The following is a 24,336-nucleotide window of genomic DNA, read 5'->3' on the forward strand; positions in this document are numbered from 1 at the left end:
TTGCCGAGTGCAACCGTGGGGCACACGGTCAAGAAGCTCGCCGAGGGGAAAGTCGTCGGACTCCCGATGAAGCGAGAATCTCCGTCCCTTTAGGTCGGAGAGTGTCAATCAAGCTCTAGAATAATTTTCGTCGTCAAGAGTTTACTATGTCTCGTCGCACTGCCATTCAAAAACGTCCGATTCCTCCTGATTCCGTTTATAACAGCCGCCTCGTGAGCATGATGATCCGGCGGATCATGAAGAATGGCAAGAAATCCGTTGCCTCTCGCATCATTTACGATGCCATGAAAACGATCGAAGAACGCACGGGTTCCGATGCGCTCGAAACGTTTGAAAAAGCTGTCAAAAATGTAACGCCTTTGGTTGAAGTAAAAGGTCGGCGCGTTGGTGGGGCCACCTACCAAGTTCCGATGGAAGTCCGACCGGATCGAGGCACCAGTTTGGCACTGCGTTGGATTACCCAGTTTGCGCGTTCTCGTTCCGGGAAAACGATGGCCATGAAATTGGCGAACGAACTGATGGATGCCGCCAACGAAACGGGAAATGCCATTCGCAAGCGGGAAGAAACCCATCGGATGGCGGAAGCCAACAAAGCATTTGCTCACTATCGGTATTAAACTCGTTTCAGGTGAGTGGACGACTGCGAAGCGATCGCCATCTATGTAAACAAATCTTGCGAAAAATATTAAAATGTAACAAGATAGAGAAATCCGCGTTCGCTGCCTCCCAATCGGGAAGGATGTCAGACGTGGATTGTAGTCGTCAGAGGGTTGAGTCAGTCAAAGGCGAGAGCCGCCAACCCGTCCCCAATTGACGATTCAAGACTCCTTCAGTGCGATCTTTGGCGATAGCCGACCGTTCGAGATCGTCGTCTGGCCTGGCTTACAGGCAGATAGCGCGATCGAAGAGGATCGGGTGGATTCGACCCGGTACGAACCGCCAGTCCAAGGGAACCCCGCCGAGCAGTACAATCATCTGTGGAGGAAATCAGGGCTTCGCGATCGGCGAGTCAACTTCCCAAGCGATGAAAACATTGCCCCACCAGTGGGGCAGTTAGTGTGGAAATGTCTTCATCGAAAGCAGTTCCACCCCTCCCATCGGGGAACCGCTCGTAACGGTCGATCCTCCGAGAACCGATCGCTCCGATCGAGTGAGCCAGAAAACGGGGGGAGCGCCGTGGCTCTTGAGAGCAACGAGTCGTAAGGCTCACGTGGCGCGATCGTCCCACTTGGGTCAATCTCCCCCCTCAACAGTGCAATACCCCGCGATCGAGATCGGGGAGAATTGGCAACCGAGGTGCTACGCCTGACGCTCGCTCTCGGGACACCTGAAGCGAGAACCGACGGCATTAGCCCGTCCCGTCAAAGTTCTGAGGCTCTCTAGGGAATTTTGACCAGTCCGATTGCTGCGATCGCAATTGACACCGTTAGAATCATTTCCTGAAGGCACAACCACTTGCAGCAAAGACTAAGGAGGTAGCTGTGGCACGTAATGTCCCGCTTGAGAAACTAAGAAATATAGGAATCGCTGCTCATATTGACGCGGGAAAAACGACAACAACCGAGCGAATTCTGTTCTATTCCGGCATGATTCACAAATTAGGTGAAGTTCATGAAGGAAGCGCGGTAATGGACTGGATGGCTCAGGAGCGAGAGCGGGGCATTACGATTACTGCCGCTGCGATCACGACCAACTGGAAAGAGCATCAAATCAACATTATCGATACTCCCGGACACGTGGACTTCACCATCGAAGTGGAACGATCCATGCGGGTGTTAGATGGTGTTGTCGCGGTTTTCTGCTCCGTTGGTGGCGTTCAGCCTCAATCTGAAACCGTCTGGCGGCAAGCCGATCGCTACAAAGTGCCTCGGATTGCATTCGTCAACAAGATGGATCGCACGGGAGCGAACTTCTTCAAAGTTTATGACCAACTTTGCGATCGCCTCAGAGCCAACGCCGTTCCGATTCAAATCCCCATTGGGAGCGAAGATAACTTCCGGGGCATCGTCGATCTGGTGCGGATGCGTGCCAAGATCTACACCAACGATGTAGGAACGGACATCGAAGATGCCGAAATCCCCGACGATATCCTCGAAGTCGCTCAAGAATATCGCGCCAAACTCGTCGAATCGGTTGCCGAAACCGACGACGCCTTGACCGAAAAATATTTGGAAGGCGAAGCGCTCACCGAAGACGAAATTCGCGACGCCCTGCGTAAAGGCACGATCGCCGGAACGATCGTCCCCACCCTATGCGGTTCGGCCTTCAAAAACAAAGGGGTTCAACTGTTACTCGATGCCGTCGTCGATTACCTGCCCGCACCGACGGAAGTGCCTCCCATTCAGGGCATCCTTCCCGACGGCGAAACGGCTACCCGACCCGCCGACGACGATGCGCCGATGTCCGCCCTTGCCTTCAAGATCATGTCCGATCCCTACGGACGTTTGACGTTCCTGCGGGTTTACTCGGGGATCATCGAAAAAGGGAGTTACGTTTACAACTCCTCCAAAGGCAAAAAAGAGCGGATCTCCCGCTTGATCGTCCTTAAATCCGACGAACGGATCGAAGTCGATCAACTGCGAGCCGGACAGTTGGGAGCCGCCCTGGGTCTGAAAGAAACCTTCACCGGGGACACGATTTGCGACGATTCAAATCCGATCGTCCTCGAATCCCTGTACATTCCCGAACCCGTCATTTCCGTGGCGGTCGAACCGAAGACCAAGCAAGACATGGAGAAACTCTCCAAAGCCTTGCAATCCCTGTCCGAAGAAGACCCCACCTTCCGCGTCAGCATCGATCCCGAGACCAATCAGACCGTGATCGCCGGAATGGGCGAATTGCACCTGGAAATTCTCGTCGATCGGATGCTTCGGGAATTTAAGGTCGAAGCGAACGTGGGCGCCCCGCAAGTGGCCTATCGCGAAACCGTCCGCAAAGCCATTACCGCCGAAGGCAAATTCGTCCGCCAGAGCGGTGGTAAAGGGCAATACGGTCACGTCGTGATCGAACTGGAACCCGGAGACCCGGGAACGGGCTTCGAGTTTGTCTCCAAAATCGTCGGTGGTTCCGTACCGAAAGAGTACATCAACCCCGCCGAACAAGGGATGAAAGAAGCCTGCGAATCTGGTATTCTAGCAGGTTACCCCCTCATCGACGTCAAAGTGACGCTGGTAGACGGTTCCTATCACGACGTAGACTCGTCGGAAATGGCCTTTAAGATCGCCGGATCGATGGCGATGAAAGAGGCCGTCATGAAAGCTTCACCGGTTCTGTTAGAGCCGATGATGAAAGTTGAGGTTGAGGTTCCCGAAAACTTCCTCGGGGACGTCATGGGCGACCTCAACTCCCGTCGGGGTCAAATCGAAGGCATGGGTTCCGATGAAGGAATTGCCAAAGTGACTGCTAAAGTTCCGCTAGCAGAAATGTTTGGTTATGCCACCGATATCCGCTCGAAGACCCAAGGACGCGGTATATTTTCAATGGAGTTCAGCCACTATGAAGAGGTGCCTCGCAATGTGGCCGAACCCATTATCGCCAAGAGCAAAGGGAACGCATAAAACAGCCGTCAGCAGTCAGCCATCAGCACGAGCGCTCTTTGGCTGACGCTCCCTCAAGGCTCAGTTCAAGCCAGAGTCTGGCACTCACGCCCAATTCTATTAAAGCTGACAGCCGATTGCTGATAGCTGATTGGTATTTCAGGAATAAGGAACACATCATTCATGGCACGCGCAAAGTTTGAACGGAATAAGCCTCACGTTAACATCGGTACGATCGGCCACGTCGATCACGGCAAGACGACTTTAACCGCAGCGATCACGCTGACCCTTGCCTCTCTCGGTCAAGCCCGCGCGAGAAAGTACGATGAAATCGATGCGGCTCCCGAAGAAAAAGCTCGGGGGATCACGATCAACACGGCTCACGTGGAGTATCAAACCGACGACCGTCACTACGCCCACGTCGATTGCCCGGGTCACGCCGACTACGTGAAAAATATGATTACCGGAGCCGCCCAGATGGACGGGGCGATCCTGGTGGTCTCTGCTGCCGATGGGCCGATGCCTCAAACCCGCGAGCATATCCTGTTGGCCAAGCAGGTCGGCGTTCCCAACATCGTGGTTTTCTTGAACAAGCAAGACCAAGTTGACGACGAAGAACTGCTCGAACTCGTCGAACTCGAAGTCCGCGAACTGCTCAGCGACTACGACTTCCCCGGCGATGACATTCCGATCGTTTCGGGTTCTGCCTTGTTGGCCCTCGAAGCGCTCACCAGCAACCCGAACATCAAGAAAGGTGACAACGAGTGGGTTGACAAAATCTACGCGCTGATGGACGAGGTCGATGCTTACATCCCGACTCCGGAACGCGATATTGACAAGCCGTTCTTGATGGCGGTGGAAGACGTCTTCTCGATTACGGGTCGCGGTACGGTGGCGACGGGTCGGATCGAACGCGGTAAGGTCAAAGTTGGCGATACCGTCGAACTCGTCGGCATCAAAGATACTCGTAGCACCACGGTGACGGGCGTCGAGATGTTCCAAAAGGTTCTCGATGAAGGGATGGCTGGCGATAACGTCGGCGTCCTCCTGCGCGGGATCCAAAAAGCCGATATCGAACGCGGTATGGTGATTGCCAAGCCCGGTTCGATCACCCCTCACACCAAGTTCGAGTCTGAGGTTTACGTTCTCAAGAAAGAAGAAGGCGGTCGTCACACTCCTTTCTTCCCCGGTTACCGTCCTCAGTTCTACGTGCGGACGACCGACGTGACGGGAACGATCGATGCGTTCACGGCTGACGATGGCAGTCCGGCGGAAATGGTGATGCCGGGAGACCGCGTCAAAATGACTGTCGAATTGATCAACCCGATCGCCATCGAACAAGGAATGCGTTTCGCCATCCGTGAAGGCGGTCGCACCGTCGGCGCTGGCGTCGTTTCCAAAATCCTCGTGTAGATTGACGCGCTGAGGATTTTTGGGGAGCAGAAAAGCCTCTTGACAAAAACGAGCTTTTCTGCTCTCCTCCTTTGTCTGGTTGTTCTTTCAGGGAAGCAACCAGCCTCAATTCATCCGAACCTGGACAACTTAAGAGAGATAAAGAGCAATTCTCATGGCTACCCTACAGCAGCAAAAAATTCGCATCCGTTTGAAAGCTTTCGATCGCCGCTTACTCGATACGTCTTGCGAGAAGATCGTGGAAACCGCCAATCGCACTAACGCCACGGCGATCGGTCCGATTCCCTTACCGACCAAGCGACGCATTTATTGCTTGCTGCGTTCTCCTCACGTCGATAAGGACTCGCGCGAACATTTTGAAACCCGCACCCACCGACGCATCATCGATATTTATCAACCGTCCTCGAAAACGATCGACGCGCTGATGAAATTAGATTTACCTGCTGGGGTAGATATCGAAGTCAAACTCTAAACAAGTTGGCTCGATCCCGTACTCTTTTCAATGATTTTTGAAGACTGGGAAAGCTGAGTAAAGACGGGAAAATCCCGTGCTTTACTTGGCTTTTTGTTCGTTTTATCCCCGGTGTCGATCTCCTGGTTCTCTAACCTCTCATTCTTGAAATGATTCTTTTGCCGCTTCGATCTAGCCCTGGGATGGGGGACGGATGGAAGCATAAGAGCTCAACTCGGCCTCGATCGCCGCACCCCAAAAAAGAGGTTAATTATTCATCATATAAAAACACGATTCAAACCCGCCGCGACTTTCGGGGTGATTCCCTCGGTAAAATCCGCTAGAGTAAGAAAAGAAGCGCAGTTACCGTTTTAACTGAGGGACAATGCCATCCTCCTCATCGATCGCCGTTCGAGAACTTCCCCTATTTCCTTTACCCGAGGTCGTTCTCTTTCCCAGCCGACCCTTACCCCTCCACATCTTTGAATTTCGCTACCGAATCATGATGAACACGATTCTGGAGAGCGATCGCCGTTTCGGGGTCGTCATGTGGGATCCCGTCAAAGGTCAGCCCGCCAGCGTCGGTTCTTGTGCCGAAATCCTTCAATACCAACGTTTGCCCGACGATCGCATGAAAATGCTCACCCTCGGACAACAACGGTTTAGAGTGCTCGAATACGTGCGCGAAAAACCCTATCTCGTCGGTTTGGTCGAATGGATCGAAGATCGACCCCCCGAACGGGATTTGCGCCCTCTCGCCGCCGAAGTAGACCGACTGTTGCGCGATGTAGTCCACCTGTCGGCGAAATTAATGGATCAAAAGATCGAATTACCCGAGGACGTCCCCACCTTACCCACGGAACTGTCCTACTGGGTGGCGAGCAACTTAGCCGGGGTCGCCGCCGAACAGCAAACCCTTTTAGAAATGCAAGATACGGCAGCGCGCCTGGAACGCGAAGCCGAAATCCTCAGTTCGACGCGCTCCCACCTGGCGGCGCGAACCGCCCTTAAAGATGCGCTCGACGATTGATGGAACGGCGATCGCCCCGGGTTCCCAGGACGATCGCCTCCCGATGGGTTGAGTCATTCTCATCCCCCGAGGCTCGATCTGGCAGACGGGCGATCGCCCCCCACCACCGACCAACCGTACCACTGGCGGACGCTCAACCAGGCGACCGAGAGCAAACCCGCCAAACTCAACGTCAGACCGCTATAAGTGACGATCAGCCCCCAAATGGGTAACACCCCTCCGGCGATCGTCGCCACGATCGCCCCCAAAGATGCCTGACGGTTAGAACCGAGTCCCCACACCAACCCCAAAAACACCGGAGTGAGCAAGGTCCACGCCCATTTGACATCGATCGCCCGACTCAGATAAGTCAAACTCAACAAACAGGCAAAGAAAATTCCGGCGGCGATCGCCACATCTCGCCAGCGCATCGGCACCGAAAAATATAACAACAACACCCACCACAAAAAGATCCCCGGCGCCAACAATAACAAACGGGGCAACACCCCCGTATGGCGGATCGGATCCGTCGCCGTAAACACGCCAAATGGATTACTCACCGACACATTATCCTCAAAAATCCAAGTAAACCGGGTTCCTTCCCGTTCCGGTTTCGTCTCCGTGGGTACGATCCCGCTCGCAAAATCGGCGTTCGGGAAATTCGCCAACACGCTCAAGCGGAAATTCGACACCGGAGCGCCCCCGGCACTGTAGACCCACCGGGGCGCCCCTTGCACCTGATAGCTCACGCGAAAGCGGCTTTCTTCTCCCGCTTCCAGGCGAAACGGAAACCCATAATCCCCGGGATTGACTTGCACCAAGCGTTCTCCATTGCGCTCCACCCGAAAATTTTGCAGCAGGGAATAACTGTAGGGCGGACGAAACTCGAAAAAGAAATCCTCCGGTTCCCTCAACTGGTTGACCACCTCGTATTCCCCGGCAAAATCGACCTGATAAACCTGTCGGTCGTCTTGCACCCCTTCGGTTTGGTTGACCGTGACCTCGATTTGAGAACTCGTCAAACTCATGTAACGGTCTACTTCCCGAGTATCTTCGACGCGCACGGGTTCGCCGTTCACCCAGCGATCGTAAGTGTAAGTTTCTTCCACTTGATAGCGAATTTGCGGCGCCATTTGTTCGAGACGATCGCCCGCTACCGTCGCCGCCACTTGTTGGATACGCCCTTGTTCCCAATGATGGTATCGGTTCGCCAAGGTGGAACAGAGGAAAAATCCGCCCAGACAAAACACGAGAATCAGTCCGAGGTGGGGTAACTGATAGAGCAAGCGCACGTAACGCCCCACCCCTTGGGAGATCGGGGCGATCGCCCCCTCCTGGCGTCGGTTCGACCAATTGAGCAGCGCCAGGACGATCCCGACGCCGACGATAAAAATGGCCAAGCTAACCGATAAGTCGAGAATTTTCGAGCCGAATTGGAGCAGTTCGTCGGGATGGGTCAAATCCGGCAAACTGGGGATACCTTGAAAGCTGGGATACATAAAGAGGATCCTACGGTCGCAACGACAACGCGAAACACGACGAATTCGACGAACGGAGGCGATTGCCTCGCCTCCGTTCAACCTTGGACGATCGAGTAACTGCCGAAAATTTTGAGGATGTTGGTGTAACCTTTTAATTCTTCGAGGGCCGATTGGACGATCGCCGTGCGCGTATCGGCTTCCAAATCGATAAAAAATAAGTAGTCGCCGAGCGATCGCTTCGTCGGACGCGATTCGATCCGACTCATATTAATGTTTCGCTGGGCAAATACTTGCAACGGTTGCACCAACGAACCCGGAACGTTCGCCGGAACGGTAAACGCCAGGGACGTATGACTCCCCCCGGGAGACGGCTGCAAACTGACCACCCAAAACCGGGTGCAGTTGTCCGGAGAATCGTTAATCGGATACGCCGCGATCGGCATTTCGTACAGTTCGGCGGCCCGACACGAGGCGATCGCCCCCGCCTCCGGATCCCCTTCGAGCTGCCGCACCGCCTCCGTCGTCGAATTCGTCGGAATTAACTGCACCTGCGGTAAAAACTGCTCCAACCACCCCTGACACTGCGCCAGCGCTTGCGGGTGAGAATAAATCGTTTTAATCTGGCTGAGCGATTTCATCGGCGAAATCAACGCATGAGAAATCGGCAACACCAACGCTTCTTGAATGCGAAGCTTGTCGAGCTGCCAAACCGTATCGAGGGTGACCGTCACGCTCCCTTCGATCGAATTTTCGACCGGAACCACGGCAATTTGCACCTCCCCACCCGCCACCGCCTGCAACGTTTGGGCGATGCTCGGATACGGACATAACAGGTATTCCATTCCCGTGCGGGTTCGGGCCTGTTTGACATAACTCAAAGCTGCCGCCTCCGAGTAGGTTCCCGGCGGGCCTAAATAAGCGAGAGAGACATTCATAACGTCGAGCTAGTGGTAATGCCTTGCAAGCGGTTCAATTTTAGAGGGCGGGCGATCGCCGCGCGAACCGAACTCAGTTGGATAGCTCAATTCTACGCGGCTTCTTCCCCAACTTAGAGAAGCAGGAGCATTGAAGTTCTCCGGACCGCGCGATCGCCCTATTGCAACTATTTTTTAACTTTTCTCAGCAATACAGTAGGATTATGAGAAGCTCCGATTTTCCAGGCAAATTTTACCCTCAGTTTTTCTCTGAGGAATTCCTAGAACTGCCCTCGTTCGGCAGTTCATCGCCGAAGTTAAAATTTGTTAAATATTGTTAATTTCGTTAACATTGTCCTAGCGTTGTCATTCACCTCTTGCTCATGCAGATACGGTTCGTTGCCTCCCAATCGGTTCGCATTCCCGTTGTGGAACAACCCGTTCCCATCCGTCACTATCTGCGTCAACCCCAACGCTTAGTGAAAGCACTCGTCGATCCGAGTCGGACCGAACAACTTTCCCCAGAGCGATTTCGCCTGAAAATGCGACCCCTCGAATTTATGATGCTGCGGATTCAACCCACCGTCGATATGCGCGTGTGGGCCAAACCCGATGGCACCGTCAACATTGTCTCCGTCGGTTGCGAAATTCGCGGCGTCGAATATATCAATCGCCGTTTTTCACTCGATTTAGTCGGTCAACTTTCTCCCCATGAAGTTGACGGAATCACTTATTTAACCGGAAAAGCCGATTTAACCGTTTCTGTAGAATTACCGCCGCCATTGTTGATGACCCCCAAACCGATTTTAGAAACCACGGGGAATGGATTATTAAAAAGCGTTTTGCTGACCATTAAACAGCGACTGCTTCATCATTTAATTGCCGATTACCGTCACTGGGCGTCGGATACCAACGAATCTGAAATCGCCGTACAAGGACAGCAAGTTTTATCGCCCCATACGCCCACCGCTTGAACTCGGGTCTATTTTTTGTCCCTTGATTGCCAAGGTGAAGAAAGTCTAGTAACCTTGAGTGCATATTTTTGGATAAATCCTTCCTTTAATTATTGCTGATGTACTACACCTTTATTGCTTCGCAATCGTTACAACTCGCCGTACCCGAACAACCCGTCCCCATTCAACATTATTTGAGCGAACCGCAACGTATCGTCAGGGCGATCGCCGATCCCAAGCGCATCCAAAGCCTCGAAACAGACGCTTATCGCTTGACCATGCGCCCCCTTAAATTCTTCAGCCTTAAGATCGAACCGACAGTTGACCTCAAGATTTGGAGCGATCGCGAAGGAACGATTCATTTAAAATCCGTCGGTTGCGAATTGCGCGGTATCGAAACGATTAACGAACATTTTAAACTCAATCTTTATGGAACCATGCAACCGCGCCAACTCGTCGATCGCAGCTATTTGCGAGGCGGCGCCGAATTGAGTTTAAAAATATTTCTCCCCCCGCCGTTTTCGCTGATGCCAAAAGCGATCGTGCAATCCACCGGAAATCGACTCCTCGGCAATGTTTTGCTGAAAATGAAACAGGGATTGATGGAACAACTGCTATTAGATTATGGGGTATGGGCGCGAGAAACGGCCAAACCGTCGATCGCCGCTTGACGCTATTTTTCGATCGCCCTTCTCAATCGGTTCAAGTTGATTGTCAGTGGGTGAATTGCCGCCGATCTGGAAATGACCGGAGGGTCGAAAAATTGCTCGCCCCTCCTCCTATCAATCGGATCGCAAGCAACGAGATAGAGATAGTTTTTAGATGATTTTTGAACTTTCAATAACTGTTCAAATCGCTTTTTTACAAATAACTTTCTAAAATTCCTCGCGACAAAGTAAAGCGTTTAAAGTTCGCAAACACCAACCGCAAAAAACGTGAAATCCCTGTCCCCAACGCGCGGTAAAATGTAAAGGCAAATGGCCGATCTCCGCACCTCGGGCAAAGGTAATTTGTTCGTAATACAGCCAACGATTACCCCGTCGCCAACCCACGCGATCGCCGAACGCTTTAACCGAATGTGCGTTAGGATTTTCTTTTCCTAAAATTTCCAACCAAATCCGTTTTTGTACCCCAAATCCAAACCGTCCTTGGGAATAAATCACCCACAGTCGATTGAGAGTTTTTAAATCCGTGGTCGGAATCCGTGCAATACTGTCACAATCCAGCCAACCGACCCGATCGCGACCTGCCAATTTGAGGATTAAATTCGTGGTTTCGCGATCGGCATCTTGCCATTTTCCCTCGATTAAATACTCCCCTAACCCTCGATAATCCATCCCCACTTCACTCGCTAAAAACATCTTTAACGGCGGTTTTGGTGGCGGTGGTAATGTGGAAAATAACATTTTCGGTTTGGCAGAGTTTAAAACAGATTCGGGAGTAAATTTAACCGATATCGTGGGGATGGTTAAGCTTGGAAACTCCGGCAATTCGGGAAACTCGGGTAATTCCGGAATCTGGCGATCGCTGGCGATACTGTCTAACACTTCACTCGCCGATTGATAGCGTCGTACCAGTTGTTCTTGTAGTAGTTTATTGAGAATAAAAACAAGGCGATCGCCGACCCTTATTCCGCGATCGGATAACTTTTTTTCCCAGATCCAACTTCCCGATAACGGATCGTACAAATCGTCCGAACCGTCCGCATTTAACCAACATCCAACCAGCAAGCGAATGCAGGTTAATCCCAAACTGTATAAGTCACTCGCCGGATAGACTCGACCTCTCATTTGTTCTAAAGGGGCATATCCTGGGGTTCCCGTCACCGTGGCGATCGCCGCGCCTTCGCGGACGGCTAACTGCTTGGATACCCCAAAATCAATTAACACTAAAGTCCCGTCAGGTTTGCGAATAATATTCTCCGGTTTGAGGTCGCGGTGAATGACTCCCGCTTGATGAATAAATTGGAGAACGGGTAATAATTGCTTGAGTAAATCCCAGATTTTTGCTTCGCTAGGGTCTGTCATCAATTAAGAAAATTGACAAAAATAGTGAAATGTGTGTAGCCTGCTACCCGTTCACTCAAGATAGCTCAAAACCGGGATGAAACGGCGTTACGCTTTACGAGACGACCAATGGCAACGCATTGAACACCTGCTTCCGGGTCGTCCGGGTACAGTTGGGGTCACAGCTAAAGATAACCGTTTATTCGTCGAAGCCGTGTTGTATCGCTTTCGAGCAGGGATTCCTTGGCGAGATCTTCCCGAACGCTTTGGGGATTTTCGAGTCGTCCACACACGCTTCACTCGCTGGTCAAAAACTGGGGTGTGGGAGCGCGTTTTCCAAGTCCTCTGCGAGGAAGCCGATAACGAATATGCTGCCATCGATTCCACCATTGTGCGAGCGCATCAGCACAGTGCTGGAGCATCAGGGAGTTCAGCCGAAGAGGAAAATATCGGTCGTAGCCGAGGCGGGTTGAGTACGAAAATTCATGCGGTGGTGGATGCTTTGGGGAATCCCATATCTTTTTTTTAACTCCCGGTCAGGCCAGCGATCTAGTCGGTGCCGAGCGGTTGCTACCATCAGTGGAAGTCCAGGCACTGCTAGCGGATAAAGCTTACGATGCCGACGAACGAGTCAGACAACCGTTGCACGAGCGAGGGATTGAAGTCGTCATTCCCTCGAAAAAGAATCGAAAACAAGCCCACGATTACGATCGATTCTTGTATCAAACCCGACATCTGGTGGAAAACTTCTTTGCCAAGCTCAAACAGTATCGAGGGATTGCCACTCGTTATGACAAGCGCTCGGTGAACTTCCTGGGTGGCATTTACCTGGCTGCATCCGTGATTTGGCTGGCTTAAATGTCCGCAGGCGCTTTCCTCCACATTTGGTCACTTTTGTCAACCTACATAATTGATGACACGCCCTAAAACATCCTTGTTGTTGAAATTCTTGATATAAATTACAACCCTCTATGAAATCTTCAACCAAATAAAGATATCGATCGCCTTCAAAATACGCCCATAAATTGGGAATTTGGGGATGATAGCCGAGTAGATAAAGGCGATGAGCTTCTCCTTTAAACAATTCGCCAGCTTTGGTAATAGCTGGCTGATTGTAAGCTTGCGGTAAAAACTGTTTGATAACGCAAAAACTGTTAAGACGATCGCGATCGATCGCTTTAAAGATACGGGCAAATCCTCCCTCTCCTAAAAATTGAAGGGCTTTATAGCGATTGTTCAGCCATAAATTGGCACCGCAATAAAGACAAAAATTTTCTTTGTCAAGATTATGGGGATTGGGACATTGAGGATTGAGACAATAGCTCATTTAATTTTAGATTTTAGATTCTAAATTTTAGAAGAATTTAGGAGGTTAATTTGATGCTTCTTTTGTTGTTTGTATTTTTTGTATTTTTTGTATTTTTTGGGTATTCTGTCACAACTGATTCAACCGAAATAATTCTTTTATTGCCCCTGGAAAGATTCACAAAACGCGCGATCGCTGGGAGTTAATTGAGAAATTCGATCTAAAAATAACGATCGCTCGCGATCGGAATGAAGGAAAAAATAAGAACGGATTTTTAGGTAAAATTAAGACAGGCGATCGCCGTGCAGTTGACAAGGGCGAAACGAACGGCGATGTTGTGGAGAAATGCCGTATTTTTGCAATGCCAAACGGTGTTTTTTCGTACCGTACCCTTTATTATTTTCAAGATCGTATTCCGGGTACTTTTTCGCCAGACGGACGATGAGGGTATCGCGCCATACTTTGGCGACGATACTGGCGGCGGCGATCGCCGTGACTCGCGAATCTCCCTTGACAATTGTTTTCTGCTCGATCGATAAATCCGGAACCAACTGATTGCCGTCAATCAAACATAACTGGGGGGTGACCTGTAGTTTTAAAATCGCCCGTTTCATCGCCAGTAAGGACGCTTGCAAGATGTTGAGGCGATCGATTTCGCGTACCGAAGCGATCCCAATCGAACAAGCGATCGCGCTTTCTCCCACGGACAAAGCGAGGCGCGATCGCTGTTTGACACTCAACCGCTTGCTATCGGTCACCCCAGCTTCGCGTAAGTCGGCGATCGCCTCCCCAGACAAAATTGCTGCCGCCGCGACCACCGGACCGAACCAACAACCCCGTCCGACCTCATCGACCCCCGCCACCAGTTGACCCCGACCCAGGGCGTCGAGATCCACGTCGGCGAAGGTCGAAGCTTCCCATAAATTCAGTTGTCGGGTACAGAGACGGTTCACGGGACTAGCCAGTAAAGAAAAGAGTGCGACGCCCTCCGAGAGAGAGAGGGCGCGCGATCGCGATCGGGGACTTAACTTTCTACCGAAGGACGGCGGCGGCGGCGGCGGATGACCGGAGAAGATTTACCCTCGCTGTCATCGTTACCGTCATTCCCATCGTTACTGTCGAACTCGTCGGACTCGTCGGAGCGATCGTTCTCGTCCTCTGGCAGTTCTTCAGAGGCGATCGCCACCGAAGCCGCATCGTCGTCCTCCGGTTCTGCATTCGCCAGCTTCGGAGGGCTATAAGACCCTTCTGGTTTGGGCGGCGCCTCCCCCGGTTCCACCACGGAAATCGCTACATTTTTGGGATTTTTGACTTCGCCATTAAACAACACGAGTGGCGAAATCCCCATCAAGGCATAAACTTCCTGCTCGTCCGGGGTCATTTCAATACACACCACTTCCGGCGTATCGTCGCCACCGCGATCGAAATCCCGCTTACTCGAACGACTGCGTTCTGTCTTTTCAGGGCGATCGTCCTTACCGGAATTCAAGCCCCCCTCATTGTCCGAATCACTCCAATCGCCATTATTATTCCGCAGCGAAGGCGTACCGACCGAGCGATTATTTCTCGTCGATTCCTCCTCGCCCAAATCCACTCGACGACGACGGCGGCGGCGATTACTTCCCACCCCGAGTTCCTGATAACTCGGATGGTTCATCAAATCGAGTTCTTGCAAATCGTTGCCGTAATCGAGATCCGCCGTTTCGCGCACCGGAGTTTCCGTCGGACGAGTCTCGGGACTCGCAGAAGGCATCGGCGTGGGCGTCGGACGGGACTCCGGCGGACTCGTCGTCGGACGCACACTCGTTTCCGGTAACGGGGTCGCTGCCGTTTCCACCGCCGCCGTATCCCCCTGCCCGGGTAAGTGAACCAAATGTCCCAACCCGCCACAAGTCGGACAGGGACGACCGAACAACTCGTAAATATTCTGTCCTTGACGTTTGCGAGTCAACTCCACCAATCCGAGTTCGGAGAGTTGGGCGATTTGCGGTCGGGCTTTATCCGCCTTGAGGGCTTTATTAAAGTGTTCGAGAACTTGGAGTTGGTCGCGGCGGGAATCCATATCGATAAAATCGACAATAATCACCCCGGCGATATTTCTCAAGCGCAGTTGACGGGCGATTTCCGTCGCCGCTTCGCAGTTCGTCCACAACACCGTTTCCCGGGCGGTGGAAGAGCGGGTAAACGAACCGGAGTTAACGTCGATGACCGTGAGCGCTTCCGTCGGTTCGATGATGATATAACCGCCGGAGGGCAGATCGACTCTCGGTTTGAGGGCTTCGCGAATGGCCGCGTTAACCCGGAAAAATTCGAGAATGTTGCTGCGTTCTTGGTGCTGGTCGATCAACACCCCCTGGGGCGACTTGCCGCCATTCCAGTTCATCAGGTGTTGTTTGACCCGTTTGACCCCAGTGGGGGAATCGACCACGATCCGGTTGACTTCGGTGCTGTACATATCTCGCAGCACGCGCTGGATAAAGTCGTCGTCGCGGTTGAGTAGGGCCGGAGGGCGCGTCGAAGCGGCTTCGCGGACGATCGCCTCCCATTGTTTTTGCAAAAATTCGAGATCTTCGAGGATCGCCTCTTCAGTCACGGATTCCGCTTCCGTGCGGACTAACAAGCCCATTCCCGAAGGTTTGATCAAGATCGCTAAAGCCCGCAGGCGGTTGCGTTCCGTTTCGTTGCGGATGCGTCGCGATAAGTTGACGCCGCGACCGAAAGGCATCAAAACCAGATAGCGACCGGGGAGGGTAATATTACCCGTCAGTCTCGGTCCTTTGTTTCCCGTCGGCTCTTTCATCACCTGAACCAGCACTTTTTGCTGGGGGGAGAGCAGTTCGGTGATCGCTCCGGCAGAGCGTTTCAGCCGTAGGGGGCCGAGGTCGCTGACGTGGATAAATCCGTTACGTTCCGCATCGCCGATATTGACAAAAGCGGCATCGATTCCGGGCAATACATTTTCGACGACGCCGAGATAAATATCCCCAACCTGGTGGCTACCCGTAGCGACAACCAGTTCTTGGATTTGATCTTCAGAAAACACTGCAGCAATACGATGCTGCTCCGCGATAATAATTTGCTTTGGCATTCAATTTCCTCAAAACCTAGCGTGTAGCTCTTCGCGAGGGGTATGGTCATTGGTGTGGACTCGGATGGGGTCAGTCACGAGTCGTGTCCGTTACCGACGACTGATGAGTGCTGTCCCGCCAAACAGTCCCTACACAAATGCGCGCGCTACGTGAAAAATCAAACGTGACATCCTCCCGACGCTGACCCTACAGGTACAGCGCGGGCTTCCCAATCTCGCGATTGGATGTTCGGGCCCCACGCCAACGATCTAGGTCATCGACCCCCGACAGACCGACTTGACAGGCACTTTCGTTTTCCCAGAGTCTCTGGCGACTGACTGGTTCGAGTCCACGATGCAAAACCATCTCTGCTGCGACCCGTTCGCGTAGCGACGCCGGAGGCGTATCGCGATGAGTTCGATCCCGACAGTCAGGGCAATGATGTTCTCTGACGTTCAACCCCTTGCTGACCATAGCAAAGCAGTTAGGGCGAGTGCCGTTGGGATCGACCTTAGCAAAGTAGACCCCACGCTTCCAACACACCCCTTCCGTTAGAGACAAAAATTGCCCGAAGGCAGCGTCAACACAATCTTCTCGCAGCATCCCTCGCCTTAACCCTTTAACGTTGAGGTCTTCGGCAAAGATGGTTTGCGCTCGGTCACAAAGCTTGTGAGCCGTTTTTAGATGAAAGTCTTGGCGACGGTTGGCAATCCGATGGTACACTCTAGCGATGGCGAGTTGAGCTTTCTCCCAGTTTTTAGAGCCCTTCTGTTTTCTCGCCGCTCTGTGTTGCAGCAATTTCAGTTTACTTTGCATCGACTCGAAACATTGGGGAGACTCCTCAACGCTGCTATCAGATGCCATCAAGAATCGCTCCAAGCCCAGGTCGATGCCAATGCAAGGGCTGCGAGGCTCGATCTCGGGAACTGATACGTCCGAAGTGATGGTGACAACGGCGTACCACTGGGTTCCCCGAACTTTGGATCCTACTCGAACCGACTTGAGAGCGAACCCATTGGGGATAGAACGGTGTAGGTTGATGGGGACTTTCCCAATTGTAGGCAGCTTGATGGTGTGCCCACTAATGGGATTGTTTTTCAACTGGGGAAAGACAAAGGATTTGAATTGACCGAGCTTGTTGAAACGAGGGAATCCATACCCACGCTTCTGAAACGCTTCCCAGGTATCGTACACTCTCCGAATAGTCGTCTGCAAAACCTGAGAATGCACCTTGCCCAAATGCGGGAATTGCTTCTTCGCTTTGGGTAGGTTGTTCTGCTGACGATGGTAGGACGGGAACAGTTCGTCCGCCGGAATAGTATATTCCTTTTCCAGAGAACATCTGTCTGCCGGACACTTACGCGAAGCCATCCAATCCTTGAGTTCGCGCAAGGCGTAGTTATATACCCCTCGGCAGGTCTCGATCCACTCCAACAGTTCAGTCTGCTGGGTGGTGTTTGGATAGATTCGGTAGGTGTAGTTGATGGTCAGCATGGCCGGAGTTTACCACAAGCTATGGCTACTGGTTGCTTGTCTTATGCCCATCGTAGGGCTTGGCCCTTCCCGTCGGGTGGGGAATCGACAAGGGCGGGGTGTCCATGTATCCCGACGCTCGCGTTTCAGGTAGAGCGCGGGACTTATCGTCCCCCGAACCCCCCATTAGTTAACGATTCCCTACGGGCCGTGAAGGGGGGAACAATCCCTCGGGGTTCTCAATAGCAACCCGTGATTCTCACTCCCGAGGGAGTTCGTCGCTGCAATTGACAGACAACCTGCGTTCCTGTCGGCAAATAGTCTGGATTCAGCCAGCACATCTGCGAACGGGGTCGAGCATCGATACTAAATCTTGGAAGTCTTGCAGAAAGGCAGAAAGGAAAAGCTGGACACTCCCCGACCGCAAGGTACGGGGATTCTCGCTTCATCGGGAGTCTAACGACTTTACCCTCGGCGAGTTTCTTGACCGCGTGTCCCACGGTTGCATGGAAAGAAAAACTCTCCGGTTGGCCGCCCATTGCGAGCCAGGTTCCTCCGGTTGGCCGCGAGACTCTGGCTGTGTTGGGGATCCTGTTAATTCTATCCACAAGCCGTCGTAGAAGGACGGGGCTTGTATCCCATTATTTTTGGTCGGGGGTGAGTTTGCACCGGGGACGGACTTGGCACCCCTTGGCCTTAGCGCCCGATCGCCCGGTCGGTTGCTGTTGACTCTCGAACGTTTTCCAAACCTACTTTGACCAGCCATCAGCTCGGGATCGGAGTCGCGAACTCCTGAAAACATTCTACCAAAGTTACCTCCATTCGATCGGAATTTCTTCGAGCCATTCCCGGGTTGAATGCCGGATCTGAGCGATATTCCGTTCGGGGGAGCTACCCTTGCCCTGCATCGAGGATGAGCTGTTGGCGGTGGGTGCGAACCAATTGAATTTCGCCATCGCCGACTTGCTCGAATAAGGTCACCACGTGAGCGGGACGCAGGAGATTGCCGTCGTTGCGACAGGTGCCGAGATAGCGGACGACCGCCGTGGGAGAGTCGTCGGCCACCTCGACGATCTCCAGCTCGAAGAGGCGATCGCGCAGGTTAATCTGCTTCACTTTACCTTTTTTCGTGGTGGTTTCCCACCACAATTCCTCGGCGGCGAGAATGCGATCGCACCACTGCCGCCATTGTTCCCCCTTCGGGGGTTCGCCTCCCTCTGGGGACGGCACCCAACTTAAGGTCAGCAGGTATTCGGCTCGTTCTAAAAGCTGCGTCGCCGAGGGCGATTTAACATCGACCTCTTCGACGCGATAAATCGGAATCTCCGACGGCAATTGTGCGGCTAACTCGGCCCGGAAGCGCTCGGGTTCGATCGCCTCGGTCAGCTCGAAATCGACAATCTCGCCGCTCGACGTCGCCCCCAATGTCAAGGCATTCGCCGGAGAAATGCGCGGACCGGGATGGTATCCTCCGGTAAAGGCGATCGGCAAATCCGCCCGCCGGACGGCGCGATCGAACAACCGCAATAAATCCAAATGACTCACCAACGCCAGATCGCCGTGTTTGCCCAACCGGACCCGCAGCCGCATCGCCCGGGTCGTAGAGGGTTGAAAATGTCCGGAAAAGGCCGGAATCTCCGGGGGTTCCACCACCACGTTGTGACCGAAATCGACGCCGCAGACCCCGCAGTGAGAACAGCCCTCAAAGGAGCAATCCGGAACCGTCGCCGCTTCTAAAGCACGCTGGAGGTCGGCTTTGAGCCAGTTTTTATCGATCCCCGTATCCAGGTGATCCCAAGGTAACGGCGCGTCGAGATCGGCGCTACTCGTGGCTTCCCCGGTTTCCATGACGTTCCATTCGCCTCGTTCGACTCGGGCGTATTTCCACGTCAGTCCGGCTTCGGCGATCGCCTTCTCCCAGGCTTCAAAGGCGCGATCGAGATTTTCCCACCACGAGTCCATCCCGGCGCCGAGTTCCCACGCCCGACGCACCACCGCACTCAAACGGCGATCGCCCCGTCCGACAAAATCCTCCATCGCCGAAATTCGCACGTCGGTAAAGTTCGCCTTCACCCCGCGCATCCGGCGAAATTCCCCTCGCAATAACTCTTGCTTGCGTAAAAACTCCGCCGTCGAGACCGAATGCCACTGAAACGGCGTGTGCGGTTTCGGCGTAAAATTAGAAATCGTCAAATTCACCGACAAACGCCTGCGTCCGCCCCCGCGACATTCTTGCTGCAACCAGTGAACCGTTTCGGCAATCCCGAGTACGTCCGCATCGGTTTCCCCGGGCAATCCGATCATGAAATACAACTTCACCTTATCCCAGCCCTGTTCCCAGGCCGTTTTCACCCCGCGCAGCAACTCTTCATTACTCAACCCCTTATTAATGATGTCGCGCATCCGTTGGGTTCCCGCTTCCGGCGCGAAGGTCAGACCGCTTTTGCGCGTTCCGCCGATAATGTTGGCGATATTCTCGTCGAAGCGATCCACGCGCTGACTCGGGAGGGACAGGGAAATATTCTGATTTTGGAGCCGATTTTTAATCTCCATCCCCACGGCGGGAAGCGCCAGGTAGTCGGAACAACTCAGGGATAATAAGGAAAACTCGTTATATCCCGTCGCCCGCATTCCTGCTTCGATCGCGTCTACCACGGTTTCCGGTTCCACGTCGCGCGCGGGTCGGGTCAGCATTCCCGGCTGGCAAAAACGACAGCCCCGGGTACAACCGCGCCGAATTTCCATCGTCAGGCGATCGTGAACGGTTTGAATATAAGGCACCAACCCGATCGAATACGCTGGAATCGGGTCGGCGACGCGCCGCAGCACCCGGGCCGGAACGTCCCTGCGGTTGGGATGCACGGAACCGTCGGGTGCCATGTCGTAAAACTGGGGAACGTAGACCCCCGGAACTTGGGCTAAATCGAGCAAGAGAGCTTCGCGGGTCAGTCCGGCGGCTTTCCCTTCTTCGAGGACGAGACCGATTTCGGGTAACAGTTCTTCCCCGTCGCCGAGAACGATAAAGTCGAAAAAGTCGGCGTAAGGTTCGGGATTGGAGGTGGCGGTTTGACCTCCGGCAAAAATAAGCGGCCAACTGCCGTTCTCGACGTTCCAGGCTTCATCTTGGCGGCGTCGTTCCCAGGTCAGGGGAATTTGAGCCAGGGACAACATTTCTAAAATATTGGTCGCCCCGAGTTCGTAACTCAGACTGAAGCCGAGCAGGTCGAAGTCGGTGAGGGCGCGTCGGGATTCGACGGCAAACAGGGGGGTTTGGGTGTCCCGTAGCTTTTGCGCCAAGTCCGGGGCGCTCAAGTAGGCGCGATCGCACAGTTGGCGCGGTTGGGTGTTGAGGATGTTGTAAAGAATGATATGCCCCAAGTTGGAGGCTCCGACTTCGTACACTTCGGGATAGGTCAGAACCCAGCGAACGGCGGCGCTGTCCCAGGGTTTGTGGACGGCGCCCAGTTCGTTTCCGAGGTAACGAGCGGGTTGTAAGATGTCTGAGGTTAAAAGTTGTTCTACTGCGACTGCCACGGCCAAACTCTACTCTAAAAACTTTTTCAATCTACACGAGGGTGCCGGGGCGCCACACCGTTCGGCTGGCGCCCCGGGACGCGCGATCGCCGGACAGGTCTGGGAATCTTTCAAGGCCAGACCGAACAGCAGCGAGATTTACTATCGATCTCGGCGAACCGCTCTCGCGGCAGCTGAGGCGATCGCGCCCTCGGCAAGGTTGTTAATCAAATCATAATCGATGTTCGTAGAGTTTCCCGGGGGATTGGGACTCGATTGCTACCCATCCGCCGGGTAGCCAGGCAAAAACCGAGGCGAGGGATGTAGGGGGACTCGAACCTTGATTTTGGCCGGACAGCAGCGAGCAGGCTGTTGCTTCAAACTGGAGCTGGGAGAAGCAACGAGCCTTAATGCTCGTCCGTATTCAGTTCTGAGGGCGCCGTCGTCAGGCGCGAGAAACCCGATGGCAAAAGAACTGGAGTGTTAGGCAAGAGAAGCTTCAAAAGATGCACGATTTTCAAAAATCTCGAAAACTCGATCGAGTTGGGTCAGTTCAAAAATAATCGCGATCGCCGGGGCTACGCCACACAAGCTAAATCTGCGATTGAGTTTTTGTGCCAAAGTCAACGCGGAAACTAATGCCATTAACCCCGCACTGTCGAGGGAATCGACATTTTCCATATCGACCAACACGCTCTCGTGAGTGGAAGAGGCAACGGCTTTCGTCAGACGGCTTTGAAGTTCTCCGGCATTGGCCGCATTCAGATGACCGTTGAGTTCGAGAACACTAACTTGAGGAATGGCAACAGCAGTAAGCATGATTTAACCCCATTGAAATACTCGATCGTGTGCAAAAAATTGATCCGATGCTTTAAGTTAATCTGTTCCGTTGGCAATTGGCTACCTCTGAAGAGGGATTTTGTCGAATCTTTTTGGTAGCCCCTAGTTTTTTAAAGATTTCAGCAAGAAGACATCAATAGCCGTATTCCTCGATACGAATTGACCCGGGGTTTATAGTGATAAATTGAAGGGAAACATCAAAGGGGCTTCTACGGGTAAGGGGTTTAACCCATCAGTCTGAAAGGAGCAGCGATCGAGATCACGGAAAAGGGTCGGGGTGGGTCACGCTGAGTCCTAAAAATTCAGCCGAAAATGGATTTAGTGTCGAAAATCTTCTCAACCCATCGTCTGAGAGCGAACCATGATTCGTCAACTTGTCGAAAAAGCGCTCTATTTCAAGCGCTTGACGCCAGAGATCGAAAACGGGATTAATTCCGAACTGACCCGTTTGGGTTACATCGATGAGGTCGATTACGAAGCACTCGAACTCTTGATGGCGGAAATGGATGCCGGAAGAATTCAGCTTGTTTCCAGCCGATAAATCGTACGGAGTGATTATTTCCTCTCAATTGAGATGCACCGATCGCCTCGAATCCCATCGAAAGGGCGACGGAAAAAACTTGGCTTGACTCGCGATCTTCGAGATCGAAACGCTGCTGAAGAGTCATTCAAGCGAGAGTTTTAACGAGTTTAAAATCGCGACATTCAACCGATTGAAAAGACCGGAACGATGGCGACCGGATGGCGACGGGAAAAGGTTGCGCGTCGAGAGGGGCGGCTGAGTGCGGTAAACTGTCTTAGGATTTTACAATGCTCAAGCCCGATCCGGTTGTCGAGTCGATATGCAATTTGCCAAGCGTTTAGAAAGAATTCCCCCGTATTTATTTGTCGAGATTGACCGCAAACGAGCGCAGTTACTGGCTCGGGGGGTAGATATTATTAATTTGGGGGTGGGCGATCCCGACAAACCAACGCCAACCGCGATTCGAGAGGCGATGCACGAAGCGATCGAAGATCCGGCGACGCACAACTATCCTCCCTATCAAGGGATCCGCGAGTTTCGCGAAGCGGCGATCGCCTGGATGGAACGCCGATTTGGGGTCGGCGGACTCGATCCGGACCGGGAAGCGATCGCCTCGATCGGCTCGAAGGAAGCAATTCATAATACGTTTTTGGCTTTTGTGGATCCGGGCGATTGCACCTTGATTCCGGATCCGGGTTATCCGGTCTATCGGACGGCAACGTTATTTGCCGGAGGCGAACCCTACGCGATGCCTCTGAAAGCGGAAAATGGCTTTTTGCCGGATTTGACCGCGATTCCCGAAACCGTGGCCAGACGGGCTAAATTACTGTGGGTGAATTATCCGAACAATCCCACGGGAGCCGTGGCGCCGTTGGAGTTTTTCGAGAAATTGGTGGCCTTCTGCCGCGATTACGAGATTTTACTGTGCCACGATCACGCTTATTCGGAAGTGGGTTATGACGGGTATCGGGCGCCGAGCGTGCTACAGGTGCCGGGGGCGAAAGAGGTGGCGATCGAGTTTCACAGTTTGTCGAAATCGTACAACATGACGGGCTGGCGGATCGGCTTCGTCGTGGGGAGTGCGATCGGCATTAAGGGCTTGAGTCAGGTGAAGAGTAATGTGGATTCGGGGGCGTTTAAGGCGATCCAACGGGCGGCGATCGCCGCGTTTTCGACGCCGCAAGCCGAGGTACAAGCGGTGATGTCGGTTTACCAACAACGCCGGGATTTTATCGTGGCCGGACTGCAAGGGCTGGGATGGCCCCTCGCGGCGCCTCAAGCGACGCTCTACGTTTGGGCTGCAGTTCCTCCCGTTTATACCTCTAGCGAATTTGCCAACCTGTTACTGGATCGCTGCGGGATCGTGGTGCCGCCGGGGAACGGTTACGGCGCGGCGGGAGAGGGCTTTTTCCGGATTGCCCTGACTGTGAGCCAAGAGCGCATGGCTGCAGCGCTCGATCGCATGAAAGCGGCGGGGATTCGTTACGAGCGATCGCCAAAATCGTCGGGATAAGCCCGCCAGAGGCGATCGACGAACCGCCGCAATTGCTGGTGTCCTTGGGTTTTATCCGCGATCGCGCGATCGGGGGCATTCAGATCCCCCAGCAGGGGAATCACTTCGGTATCGAGGGCGACCCGAAATCGGGACGCGGGCCAGACGAGATCGGCCCCCTGGCGCAGGTCGTAGAGGCGCGCCGATTCTCCGACGACGAGGACGAGCGGTCGCACCCAGCACATCTGACGCTCGGCGATCGTTTCGATGACTTCGGCGTAAAGGCGCGTGTGTTCGTATTCGAGACAGACGATTTCACAGGCTTGAAAGGAACCCGATAATTTCATGTCGGCGACCC

General features: G+C 53.3%; 21 protein-coding genes. 11 read left to right on the forward strand and 10 right to left on the reverse strand.

The genetic code is table 11. The features are described from left to right. The first annotated feature begins 146 nt into the window (after positions 1-146). The 5 genes from rpsG to JJD41_RS01740 all read left to right on the forward strand — a co-directional run bounded on the left by rpsG (position 147) and on the right by JJD41_RS01740 (position 6,430). A complete protein-coding gene (gene rpsG, locus JJD41_RS01720; protein WP_168570732.1) occupies positions 147-617 on the forward strand; it encodes a 30S ribosomal protein S7 in 471 nt (156 codons plus the stop codon). An 864-nt stretch (positions 618-1,481) separates the two neighbouring features. Then, the gene (gene fusA, locus JJD41_RS01725; protein ID WP_200664439.1) at positions 1,482-3,557 is read left to right on the forward strand and encodes an elongation factor G; all 2,076 of its coding nucleotides are present in this window, start codon (positions 1,482-1,484) and stop codon (positions 3,555-3,557) included. 162 nt (positions 3,558-3,719) lie between these two features. Next, positions 3,720-4,949 (forward strand): elongation factor Tu, encoded by a 1,230-nt coding sequence (gene tuf / locus JJD41_RS01730; RefSeq protein ID WP_200664440.1) that lies wholly within the window; start codon positions 3,720-3,722, stop codon positions 4,947-4,949. 154 nt (positions 4,950-5,103) lie between these two features. After that, positions 5,104-5,421 (forward strand): 30S ribosomal protein S10, encoded by a 318-nt coding sequence (gene rpsJ / locus JJD41_RS01735; protein ID WP_168570729.1) that lies wholly within the window; start codon positions 5,104-5,106, stop codon positions 5,419-5,421. 364 nt (positions 5,422-5,785) lie between these two features. After that, entirely contained in the window at positions 5,786-6,430 is a 645-nt protein-coding gene (locus JJD41_RS01740) for an LON peptidase substrate-binding domain-containing protein (RefSeq protein WP_200664441.1), read from the forward strand. Positions 6,431-6,489: 59 nt separating this feature from the next. Here the strand turns inward: JJD41_RS01740 and JJD41_RS01745 are convergent, their stop codons facing one another. Together JJD41_RS01745 and pheA are read right to left on the reverse strand one after the other, a co-directional pair. Continuing rightward, a complete protein-coding gene (locus tag JJD41_RS01745) occupies positions 6,490-7,908 on the reverse strand; it encodes a hypothetical protein (RefSeq protein ID WP_200664442.1) in 1,419 nt (472 codons plus the stop codon). Between the two features lie 77 nt (positions 7,909-7,985). Further along, on the reverse strand, positions 7,986-8,825 hold the full coding sequence (gene pheA, locus JJD41_RS01750; RefSeq protein WP_200664443.1) for a prephenate dehydratase: 840 nt from the start codon (positions 8,823-8,825) through the stop codon (positions 7,986-7,988). 362 nt (positions 8,826-9,187) lie between these two features. Here pheA and JJD41_RS01755 point away from each other — a divergent pair, with 362 nt between their 5' ends. Next, a complete protein-coding gene (locus JJD41_RS01755) occupies positions 9,188-9,778 on the forward strand; it encodes a DUF1997 domain-containing protein (protein WP_200664444.1) in 591 nt (196 codons plus the stop codon). Positions 9,779-9,876: 98 nt separating this feature from the next. Next, complete coding sequence (locus JJD41_RS01760; protein WP_200664445.1) at positions 9,877-10,428, forward strand: DUF1997 domain-containing protein; 552 nt, start codon at positions 9,877-9,879, stop codon at positions 10,426-10,428. A 204-nt stretch (positions 10,429-10,632) separates the two neighbouring features. Here the strand turns inward: JJD41_RS01760 and JJD41_RS01765 are convergent, their stop codons facing one another. Then, complete coding sequence (locus JJD41_RS01765; RefSeq protein ID WP_200664446.1) at positions 10,633-11,784, reverse strand: GUN4 domain-containing protein; 1,152 nt, start codon at positions 11,782-11,784, stop codon at positions 10,633-10,635. Positions 11,785-11,860: 76 nt separating this feature from the next. Here JJD41_RS01765 and JJD41_RS01770 point away from each other — a divergent pair. Next, a protein-coding gene (locus tag JJD41_RS01770; protein WP_200664346.1) for an IS5 family transposase occupies positions 11,861-12,621 on the forward strand; the annotation gives its coding sequence in 2 pieces (ribosomal slippage) (positions 11,861-12,287 and positions 12,287-12,621; 762 coding nt in all). On the opposite strand, the gene JJD41_RS25600 is transcribed toward JJD41_RS01770, so the two are convergent. The 3 genes from JJD41_RS25600 to rne all read right to left on the reverse strand — a co-directional run bounded on the left by JJD41_RS25600 (position 12,524) and on the right by rne (position 16,157). Continuing rightward, positions 12,524-13,090 (reverse strand): 4-Cys prefix domain-containing protein, encoded by a 567-nt coding sequence (locus JJD41_RS25600; RefSeq protein ID WP_200664447.1) that lies wholly within the window; start codon positions 13,088-13,090, stop codon positions 12,524-12,526. The two genes, JJD41_RS01770 and JJD41_RS25600, sit on opposite strands and share 98 nt — an antisense overlap. Before the next feature lie 263 nt (positions 13,091-13,353). After that, positions 13,354-13,965, reverse strand: coding sequence for a ribonuclease HII (locus JJD41_RS01780; protein ID WP_370583816.1), 612 nt, complete (start codon positions 13,963-13,965; stop codon positions 13,354-13,356). A 128-nt stretch (positions 13,966-14,093) separates the two neighbouring features. Then, entirely contained in the window at positions 14,094-16,157 is a 2,064-nt protein-coding gene (gene rne / locus JJD41_RS01785) for a ribonuclease E (RefSeq protein WP_200664448.1), read from the reverse strand. 42 nt (positions 16,158-16,199) lie between these two features. Between rne and JJD41_RS25175 the strand changes: the two genes are divergently transcribed. Continuing rightward, positions 16,200-16,325 (forward strand): hypothetical protein, encoded by a 126-nt coding sequence (locus JJD41_RS25175; RefSeq protein WP_255547201.1) that lies wholly within the window; start codon positions 16,200-16,202, stop codon positions 16,323-16,325. Between the two features lie 19 nt (positions 16,326-16,344). Here the strand turns inward: JJD41_RS25175 and JJD41_RS01790 are convergent, their stop codons facing one another. From JJD41_RS01790 to JJD41_RS01800, 3 genes are all read right to left on the reverse strand, one after another. Beyond that, a complete protein-coding gene (locus JJD41_RS01790; RefSeq protein ID WP_200664449.1) occupies positions 16,345-17,631 on the reverse strand; it encodes an RNA-guided endonuclease InsQ/TnpB family protein in 1,287 nt (428 codons plus the stop codon). An 870-nt stretch (positions 17,632-18,501) separates the two neighbouring features. Beyond that, on the reverse strand, positions 18,502-21,144 hold the full coding sequence (locus JJD41_RS01795; protein ID WP_200664450.1) for a TIGR03960 family B12-binding radical SAM protein: 2,643 nt from the start codon (positions 21,142-21,144) through the stop codon (positions 18,502-18,504). Between the two features lie 462 nt (positions 21,145-21,606). After that, the gene (locus tag JJD41_RS01800; RefSeq protein WP_200664451.1) at positions 21,607-21,942 is read right to left on the reverse strand and encodes an STAS domain-containing protein; all 336 of its coding nucleotides are present in this window, start codon (positions 21,940-21,942) and stop codon (positions 21,607-21,609) included. Between the two features lie 382 nt (positions 21,943-22,324). Between JJD41_RS01800 and JJD41_RS01805 the strand changes: the two genes are divergently transcribed. Together JJD41_RS01805 and JJD41_RS01810 are read left to right on the forward strand one after the other, a co-directional pair. After that, on the forward strand, positions 22,325-22,504 hold the full coding sequence (locus JJD41_RS01805; RefSeq protein WP_168570717.1) for a hypothetical protein: 180 nt from the start codon (positions 22,325-22,327) through the stop codon (positions 22,502-22,504). Positions 22,505-22,805: 301 nt separating this feature from the next. Continuing rightward, on the forward strand, positions 22,806-23,999 hold the full coding sequence (locus JJD41_RS01810; RefSeq protein WP_200664452.1) for a pyridoxal phosphate-dependent aminotransferase: 1,194 nt from the start codon (positions 22,806-22,808) through the stop codon (positions 23,997-23,999). Here JJD41_RS01810 and JJD41_RS01815 read toward each other — a convergent pair. After that, positions 23,969-24,325: a hypothetical protein gene (locus JJD41_RS01815; protein ID WP_200664453.1), complete on the reverse strand. Its 357-nt coding sequence runs from the start codon at positions 24,323-24,325 to the stop codon at positions 23,969-23,971. The genes JJD41_RS01810 and JJD41_RS01815 overlap by 31 nt on opposite strands. Between the last annotated feature and the right edge of the window lie 11 nt (positions 24,326-24,336).

The organism is Oxynema mangrovii CENA135 (assembly GCF_016632315.1).
GTDB lineage: Bacteria > Cyanobacteriota > Cyanobacteriia > Cyanobacteriales > Laspinemataceae > Oxynema > Oxynema aestuarii.

Bases quoted from the DNA above. Each gene is read 5' to 3' on its own strand.
- rpsJ (WP_168570729.1), top strand. From the start codon at position 5,104: ATGGCTACCCTACAGCAGCAAAAAATTCGCATCCGTTTGAAAGCTTTC.
- JJD41_RS01810 (WP_200664452.1), top strand. From the start codon at position 22,806: ATGCAATTTGCCAAGCGTTTAGAAAGAATTCCCCCGTATTTATTTGTC.
- JJD41_RS01760 (WP_200664445.1), top strand. From the start codon at position 9,877: ATGTACTACACCTTTATTGCTTCGCAATCGTTACAACTCGCCGTACCC.
- JJD41_RS01740 (WP_200664441.1), top strand. From the start codon at position 5,786: ATGCCATCCTCCTCATCGATCGCCGTTCGAGAACTTCCCCTATTTCCT.
- JJD41_RS01800 (WP_200664451.1), bottom strand. From the start codon at position 21,942: ATGCTTACTGCTGTTGCCATTCCTCAAGTTAGTGTTCTCGAACTCAAC.
- JJD41_RS01805 (WP_168570717.1), top strand. From the start codon at position 22,325: ATGATTCGTCAACTTGTCGAAAAAGCGCTCTATTTCAAGCGCTTGACG.
- tuf (WP_200664440.1), top strand. From the start codon at position 3,720: ATGGCACGCGCAAAGTTTGAACGGAATAAGCCTCACGTTAACATCGGT.
- pheA (WP_200664443.1), bottom strand. From the start codon at position 8,825: ATGAATGTCTCTCTCGCTTATTTAGGCCCGCCGGGAACCTACTCGGAG.
- JJD41_RS01815 (WP_200664453.1), bottom strand. From the start codon at position 24,325: ATGAAATTATCGGGTTCCTTTCAAGCCTGTGAAATCGTCTGTCTCGAA.
- rpsG (WP_168570732.1), top strand. From the start codon at position 147: ATGTCTCGTCGCACTGCCATTCAAAAACGTCCGATTCCTCCTGATTCC.
- rne (WP_200664448.1), bottom strand. From the start codon at position 16,157: ATGCCAAAGCAAATTATTATCGCGGAGCAGCATCGTATTGCTGCAGTG.
- JJD41_RS01790 (WP_200664449.1), bottom strand. From the start codon at position 17,631: ATGCTGACCATCAACTACACCTACCGAATCTATCCAAACACCACCCAG.
- JJD41_RS25175 (WP_255547201.1), top strand. From the start codon at position 16,200: ATGGTCATTGGTGTGGACTCGGATGGGGTCAGTCACGAGTCGTGTCCG.
- JJD41_RS01755 (WP_200664444.1), top strand. From the start codon at position 9,188: ATGCAGATACGGTTCGTTGCCTCCCAATCGGTTCGCATTCCCGTTGTG.
- JJD41_RS25600 (WP_200664447.1), bottom strand. From the start codon at position 13,090: ATGAGCTATTGTCTCAATCCTCAATGTCCCAATCCCCATAATCTTGAC.
- JJD41_RS01745 (WP_200664442.1), bottom strand. From the start codon at position 7,908: ATGTATCCCAGCTTTCAAGGTATCCCCAGTTTGCCGGATTTGACCCAT.
- JJD41_RS01765 (WP_200664446.1), bottom strand. From the start codon at position 11,784: ATGACAGACCCTAGCGAAGCAAAAATCTGGGATTTACTCAAGCAATTA.